The 7,519-nt window shown below is 61.0% G+C and carries 6 protein-coding genes and 1 pseudogene; 3 read left to right on the forward strand and 4 right to left on the reverse strand.

The window, feature by feature from the left end:
* Positions 1–33: 33 nt before the first annotated feature.
* The 3 genes from amaB to AC5RWT_RS20635 form a co-directional block, all read right to left on the reverse strand.
* Positions 34–1,563: an L-piperidine-6-carboxylate dehydrogenase gene (gene amaB / locus AC5RWT_RS20625; RefSeq protein WP_494081796.1), complete on the reverse strand. Its 1,530-nt coding sequence runs from the start codon at positions 1,561–1,563 to the stop codon at positions 34–36.
* A 73-nt stretch (positions 1,564–1,636) separates the two neighbouring features.
* A complete protein-coding gene (hglS, locus tag AC5RWT_RS20630; protein WP_494081797.1) occupies positions 1,637–3,052 on the reverse strand; it encodes a 2-oxoadipate dioxygenase/decarboxylase in 1,416 nt (471 codons plus the stop codon).
* A gap of 39 nt (positions 3,053–3,091) precedes the next feature.
* Positions 3,092–4,282: an NAD(P)/FAD-dependent oxidoreductase gene (locus tag AC5RWT_RS20635; RefSeq protein WP_494081798.1), complete on the reverse strand. Its 1,191-nt coding sequence runs from the start codon at positions 4,280–4,282 to the stop codon at positions 3,092–3,094.
* Positions 4,283–4,416: 134 nt separating this feature from the next.
* On the opposite strand from AC5RWT_RS20635, the gene AC5RWT_RS20640 reads away from it, so the two are divergent.
* Positions 4,417–5,349, forward strand: a complete 933-nt coding sequence (locus AC5RWT_RS20640; protein ID WP_494081799.1) for a LysR family transcriptional regulator — start codon at positions 4,417–4,419, stop codon at positions 5,347–5,349.
* Positions 5,350–5,401: 52 nt separating this feature from the next.
* Here AC5RWT_RS20640 and AC5RWT_RS20645 read toward each other — a convergent pair whose 3' ends face one another.
* Entirely contained in the window at positions 5,402–6,067 is a 666-nt protein-coding gene (locus tag AC5RWT_RS20645; protein ID WP_494081800.1) for a GntR family transcriptional regulator, read from the reverse strand.
* A 196-nt stretch (positions 6,068–6,263) separates the two neighbouring features.
* Here AC5RWT_RS20645 and AC5RWT_RS20650 point away from each other — a divergent pair, with 196 nt between their 5' ends.
* Positions 6,264–7,109, forward strand: coding sequence for a substrate-binding periplasmic protein (locus AC5RWT_RS20650; RefSeq protein ID WP_494081801.1), 846 nt, complete (start codon positions 6,264–6,266; stop codon positions 7,107–7,109).
* 25 nt (positions 7,110–7,134) lie between these two features.
* A pseudogene (locus tag AC5RWT_RS20655) lies at positions 7,135–7,519 on the forward strand (ornithine cyclodeaminase family protein); the annotation flags it as partial.

The raw sequence follows: 7,519 nt of genomic DNA on the forward strand, positions 1-7,519 counted from the left end.
TTTCCACCGCCGTCGTCGTACCTGGTTGTGTTGTTAGACGAACTCGACGCCCTGGGCCAGCGGAAGCTTGCCCGAGTAATTGACGGTGTTGGTCGCCTGGCGCATGTATGCCTTCCAGGAGTCGGAACCGGATTCGCGGCCGCCGCCGGTCTCCTTCTCGCCGCCGAAGGCGCCGCCAATCTCGGCGCCGGAGGTGCCGATATTGACGTTGGCGATGCCGCAGTCCGAGCCGGAGGCGGAGATGAAACGTTCGGCCTCGCCCTGGTCCTGCGTGAAGATCGCGGAGGACAGGCCCTGCGGCACCGCGTTGTGCATCTCGATAGCCTCATCGAGATCCGAGTAGGTCATCACATACATGATGGGAGCGAAGGTTTCCTCATGGACGACCTTGCTCTGCTCAGGCATGCGGACGATGGCGGGCTCGACGTAGTAGGCGTTCGGCATCTCATTCGTAAGGACGCGCTTACCGCCGGTCAGCACCGTGCCGCCCTGGGCCTGTGCGTCGGACAACGCTTGCTGCATTGCATTGAAGGAGCCTTCGTTGATCAGCGGACCCACCAGGTTTTTCTCCTCCAGCGGGCTGCCAATGCTCAATGTTCCATAGGCGGCGACGAGCTTCTCAGTCAACTGGTCCACTACGGATTCGTGGACAAAGAGCCGCCGCATGGAGGTGCAGCGCTGGCCGGCTGTGCCGACGGCAGCGAAGACGATGCCGCGCAGAGCCAGGTCCAGGTCAGCGCTGGGCGCGATGATTGCACCATTGTTGCCGCCAAGTTCCAGAATGACCCGACCGAAGCGCTCAGCCACCTGAGGAGCGATTTCGCGGCCCATGCGGACAGAACCAGTAGCGGAAACAAGCGCAACCCTCGGATCGGTCACAAGCTTTTGGCCGCCTTCGCGGTTGGCCACGACCAGCTGGTGGATGTCCTTTGGAGCCTCAGATTCCGCTACAGCCCGCGCCAGCAGGGCGTCGGCAGCCAGTGCAGAAAGCATCGTCATTCCCGAGGGCTTCCACACCACGGTGTCGCCAGCGATCAGAGCTAATGCGGTGTTCCAGGAGTAAACGGCCACCGGGAAGTTGAAGGCGGAAATCACCCCAACCACACCCAGCGGGTGCCAGGTCTCCATCAGTCGGTGGCCCGGGCGTTCGGACGGCATCGTCTTGCCATACAACATGCGAGACTGACCGACCGCGAAGTCGCAGATGTCGATCATCTCTTGGACCTCCCCCAAGGCCTCCGAGGTGATCTTGCCGGCTTCGGCCTGCACGATGTTTGCCAGATCTTGCTTGTGCTCGGTGAGGAGCTCTCCCCAGCGCTTGACCACGTTGCCGCGCACGGGTGCCGGGACGTCGCGCCAAATCTTGAAGGCCTCGTGGGCAGCGGCAATGGCGCTATCGATTCCCTCCGGAGTGGTGCGGCGGAGGGTGGCCAGCCGCTCGCCGGTCAGCGGGGAGAGCGCGTCATGGTCGTCGCCGTAGGCCTCGGCCGCTACGCCGCAGGCCTGAAGGGAAGCCCGGACACGCTCGGTGAGTTTGCTGGTTTCAGTCATGGTATCGGTCATGGGATTGCTCCTGTTCGGTGTTGTACTTCTGGTTCCCGACGTGTGTGCGGCGGGACGTCGGAGTGGTACAGATTCAGCTGGCAGATACGACTGCGTCCGGGACGATTTCGAGGCCGAGCGCTGCTGAGAGTTCGGCGACGGCCGCGTCCTGCTGGGCTTGGTATAGCTCGTAGGGGTCGCGGACTTCACGGCCGATGATGCGGGTCATTCGGTGGATGTCGTAGTCGGCAGCTACTTCCGCCTCGTTCTTGGATCCTTCATCTGCGAGGTTGGACTGGAAGATGCCTGCCGCCGACCGGGGAAGGAAGTCCTCGTAGACGATTGGCTGCGGGACGGCTGCGCCGGAGGCGATCAGTTCGGTCAAGGTGACTGGATCGGTGTTTGCGCCGCTCAGCTTGTCGGGGCGCGCAACGTAGGTGAAGAATGCCAGGCCCCTGGCCGCGAGTTCGGCCTCTGTCCGCGGCAGGTTATCTTCCCACACTGCGCGGGCGACATCCTGCCGGTTCTTCTCCGGGCCTTCGTTCAGCCGATTGTCTACCTCGGCAACCATCTGGTCGTAGAGATCGCGGCCGGCGGGAGTCAGCGCGATCCCGCGCGCTTCCACTTCGCCGAATCGAACCCGCAGTTCCCCGGGTTTGATGGAGCCGTCCGTGTGACGGAACAGGCGCTCCTCGCCAAGGGCACGAAAAGAGGTCTGGCGAAGCAGGACGTCGGGGCCGTCCCAGCGGGGCGGACCCTGAATTTCGTCGATCATTGTGATGCCCAGGGATTCCATGCCCGCGTAAAGCGCGTCGATGTCGAGGACGCGCGGCGTCAGGTGGTTGATGTGGGTGCTTGTGACGCCGCCGATGTCGGAAGCCACAGCGGAAATCGCCTCAAGTCGGCGGTACCAGTTATGGTCTACCGGGTCCGAGGACAACTCGAAGGCGTTCGTGGCCAGCTCCAGCAACCGGGCCGCTTCCCGCTCGGCCAGTCCCCCACCGGCGGCAGCACGATCGGACAACTCCAAGAGTTCTTCGCCGAAGAGCTCGCGTTTTTCGAAGAATGCTGCCAGTTCCTCTTGCAGGTCGGGACTGAAGAAGCGCGGATCCTCAACAGCGAGCATAGAGGTGAAGACGCGGAAGGGGTTTTTAGCCAGTTCCGCGGTGTCGATGGGGCGGAAGGCTGTCGAGACCACGGGGACAGCAGAGGAAGAGGCATCCCGCAGGTCGTAAAAACCCACCGGGTACATGCCGAAGGCAGAGAACACCCGTGATACCTGGGACATCTCGCGCTCGGAACCCACGCGGATCGCCCCGTGGCGTTCTGCAGTGACCCGGCTGATGCTACCCAACCGCTCAGCCGCAGCCCCATGCCGGTGCAAGTACTCCTCGTTCACCCTGGTGGAGACCTCGACCAGAGTGTTGTACGCGGGCACTTCCTTGCCGTACATGGTCGAGAGGCTCTGGGCGAACTGGGCCCGGAGCTCCCACGAGTCTTTGAAGGTCATGGTTGTCATTCCTTTCGTCGTTCGTGCGCGGCGCGGTCGTCAGATGATGTGGACTTCGCGCACCAGCGCAAGGTCGTCGTTAAAGCGGTCTGCGGAGAAGGTAGAGGCGTCCATGAAACCTTGTCGTCCCAAGTACATGTCGCGGACCAGTTCGCCGACGGCCGGCCCTTGCAGAAAACCGTGGCCGGAGAAGCCGGTGGCGTAGTAGAACCCGGACACTTCGGAGGAGGCACCAATCAGCGCATTGTGGTCCGGAGTGTTTTCGTACAATCCGGCCCAGCCGAGCTCCAGGTCAGGTTCAGCAAGGCCCGGCGCGCAGATTCTGGCAGCCGCGTTGAACTCAGGGAGCCACTCGTGACTGAAGTCGCGGCCAAATCCGGGGTCCTGGTTGTTGGAGATGCCCAGCAACATACCGTTGTAGTAGTTATGAAAGTACATCGTCGTGGACAGATCCAGTGTGAACGGCACTTCCGGATAGGGGACCGGTTGCTGGCGGGTCATCCCTATCTGGCGGCGGACAGGCGTGACTGGCAGATCGACACCCACCATCTGGCCGATCTTGCGGGACCACGCGCCGGTGGCGCAAACGACTGCTTCTGTGCGGATGGTCCCGCGGTTGGTAACAACAGCGGTGATCGAACCGTTGGTGGCCTCGATATCGAGCGCTTCGGTGCCGGTCAGGATTCGCACTCCAAGCACCATGGCGGCGCCCGCATACGCCTGCACTGCCTTCGTCGGTTCGGCAAAGCCGTCTTCTGGAGAATACGATGCGGCAAGGAGCGACTCCTTAGCCAAAAACGGGTTTATTTGGACTGCCTCATCCGGACTGATCATGCGGCTGTTGCTGCCGAACTCGTTCTGCACGATGGTGCTGCGTTCGCAGTCGATCACTTCTGTGCCGCTGCGGCACAGAAAGAGATATCCGACGCGCCTGAGGCCAATATCAGTACCAAAACGCTCGGTGAACCGGCTGTAGGCATCCAGGCTCCGTTTTCCTAAAGCCACATTGGCCGGATCCGAGAATGTAGCCCGCACGCCTCCTAGCGGCTTTGCGGAGGAGCCGCCCCCCAGCTCTCCGCGCTCTATGAGCACGACATTCTTCACGCCCGCTTCTGCCAGATGGAAGGCTGTGCTGACGCCCATAATCCCACCGCCGATCACGACGACGTCGGCCGCAGTCGGCTGGGCTACGCCCTCTGGAAGCGAGAGCGGAACGATTTGCCTGTCCATGGGACCTCCTGACGAGGAAAGAGTGCTAGTCCGCAATCGGTAACGGGTTATATATAACACCATCCTGCAGGTTGGCCTTAGCGTCAAGCTATAGTTGCTGATCGAATTCATTTAGGTTCCCTAAAGGAGCGCGCGTGCGGAGTTGGACTCTTAATCAGCTGAGGACCCTGTGTGCCGTGGCCGAAAGCGGCACGATGAGCGCCGCCGCGGAACGGCTCGGATACTCCATTGGGGCGATCTCGCAGCAAATGGCCAGCTTGCAGCAAGAGGCTGGCACTCCACTGTTCATCAAAGATGGACGAAATCTCAGTCTCTCTGACGCCGGGCATCTCCTCCATCGGCATGCCCAGACCATTCTGGCCGCGGAGGGGGCGGCGTCCACTGCTTTGGATGATCTAAGAAACGGTGTTGACGCGATTGTGCGGTTAGGCATTTTCGGCTCCGGCGCGCTTGCCTGTGCCGCGCCGGCAATCACGATTCTCAAGCGTACTGATCCGCACATCCGGGTCCGCATGCAGGAGTTGGATCCAGAGGCGATGGTCGCTGCGGTAGTAGCGGGTACGGTCGACCTCGCCTTGGGCTTGGAATATACCGGGCTACCCCTGCCCGTTCCGGCTATCGTCGCCAAGAGAACCATTCTCTCGGAGCCCCTCCGTGTAGTTTTCTCCGGTTCCGGCAGCAACGGCGTGCAAAGCGCTTCAAGCAGACGGATCTCACCCGTTGCCATCCCCATGCTGGGGGATGCAGCGTGGCTGCTGCCGCCGTCGGAGACTGCCTTCGGGCGTGCTGCGCGCTTGGCTTTGATCGCCCAGGGCATCGAGGTAGACGCGGCGCATACGGTCATGGACACGACCCTCTCGCTCGGCTTATGTGCGGCAGGGTTTGGGAACACCATAGCTACCGACACAATGCTGAAGCTTCACAACGCCCGCAGTCAGAGCGCATCACTGCCGGGAAAGCACGTTCGTAACATGGTGACCATTGCGCGAAAGGCCATTCTGGGCCGTCCGAGTGTCGCACGGGTGGAGGATGCACTTGCTGCCTCCGTGGCCGAACACAGCAGCTAACGGGCAGGTTACGCCGGCCCTGCCCGCCGTAACCTAGGCTCGGCACGAGAGGTCAGGGACGGGCGTAGTCGAGGTGGCTGGTCATTAGTAACTCCACTCGGGCAGCATCTCCGGCGATGAGCGCTTCCACAATCGGCCCGTGCTCCTGTGCGCTCTGCCGCAGCCGCCCCCTCTCCGCCAAATGGTAGGACCCACGCACACGGCTCTGATCACGCAGATTCTCGATGATGCCGTTTAGTCGACGATTGCCAAGCAACGCAACAATTCCCATATGAAACGCCTGATCCGCATCAAGGTATTCCAGCATGTTGTCCGGGCGCGCCGTGTCCATCGTGATCTGGGCCAGGCCACGCACGAGCTCCGCGTTCTGTCGTGCCAACCCCCGCTCCGCTACTTGTACGACTGCGGGAACCTCAATAAGCATTCGCAGGTCGTAGACCTCGCGCCTGTCTGCGTCACTCATTTCCACAACTCGGAAGCCTCGGTTCCGCACGACCTCAAGCAATCCCTTGGTCGACAACTCCATCATCGCCTCACGCACGGGGCTGTTCGAAACGCCCAGTTGCACCGCCAAGGAGTTAGCAGAATAGATTTGCCCAGGTTCCATCACGCCGGACATTAGGGCCTGCCGGACTACGGCTACGGCCTCATCCTTGAGCGTCCCGCGGTTCAACCCAAGACTCTTGAAAGCGGCGACCTGATTCCTGCTGTCCTGCATCAAACGCTCCTTTGAGCTCAATTTTCACCAAGTAAGTCAACGGACACCGCTACGGCTCCGTTAAGGAGCACCTCTGTCATGATCACGATTTATTCCTAACCCTTGACAGGGACGACGCTTACCAGCAAGAGTAATCGACGACCGGTTGTGTATTACAGATCACACACAACCCAACTCCCACCCTGAAGGAAAAACGATGAAACTGCGTTCCGTGTTTGCGTTCAGTGCCAGTGCTATCGCCGTCGTAACCCTCACGGGCTGTGGAGGCGGTGGCACAGCCGCTTCCGTTGCCGATGACTGTGAACCTCAGAGCGAGGTTAAGACGCTTCAGGAGGGAGTCCTCACCGTCGCGGCCCCTGAATTCCCCCCCTTCTCCTCTGTGTCCAACGGCGAGGCCACAGGCGTGGACGCGGAGGTCATCAAGGAGTTCGCGGCGGCGAACTGTCTTGAGGTCAAGATGGAAAAGACGTCCTACGCGGGTACGATCCCGGCCGTTCAAAGCAATCGCGCCGACGTGGCGATTGGTTGCTATTACCGAACCGCCCAACGGGCGGAAGTTGTCGATATGAGTGACCCCATCTACACCGACGAGATGGCTGCGATCTCGTCCGACGGCACCACCTCCATTGCAGCGATGGAGTCGCTCAAAGTCGGTACGGTGGACGGCTACCTGTGGGTCACAGACATGAAGGCAGTCATGGGTGACAACCTCTCCATCTACCCGAGCGCAGTCGAAATGCAGGCAGACTTGAAGGCCGGCCGTATTCAGCTTGGATTGGATGGGTACGGTTCTGCCGCCATGATGTACAAGGACAACGATAAGTTCACGGTTGAAGGCGTCGACCCCGATGAACGGGTTATCGCATCGAAGGAACCCGCACAGATCGGTTTCCCCCACACTAAGGGAAATTCCAGCCTGACGGAAGCGCTGAACACGAGCATTGAGTCGATGAAGGCAGACGGCAAAATCGTCGAAGTCCTCGCATCTCATGACCTGCCCGAATCTGCGGCTGATACCGGCGAACCCCGCCTGATCAAGTAACCCGGGCGTCAAGAGGCTCGCCACCATGGAATCACCGAAAAGCATTGCGGCCGGTCATTATCCGATTGCCTTCATTGATGGAGAGTCAGTCCGGGACGCGCTCGCACCTGCAGCCGCCGTCGACGCTCTCGAGTCAGTCCTAGTTTCCGGTCTCGATCCGGAACAGGATGGACGACGAAGCCGGGTGGAGACAGGGGTTGGACAGTTCCTGCAAATGCCCTCCTCGTGGGAGGACGTAGTGGGCACGAAACTGCTAACCATCACTGCAGGAAACTCTGCAGTCGGGGCTCCAGTAATCCAGGGCTTGTACGTACTCTTCGGTGGCCCGACACGGCAGCCCCAGGCTGTCCTCGACGGAATAGCGTTGACCAATCTTCGGACATCCGCCGTCTCGGCCCTGGGAGCCCGCC

It is taken from the genome of Arthrobacter sp. Dra40 (assembly GCF_059091905.1).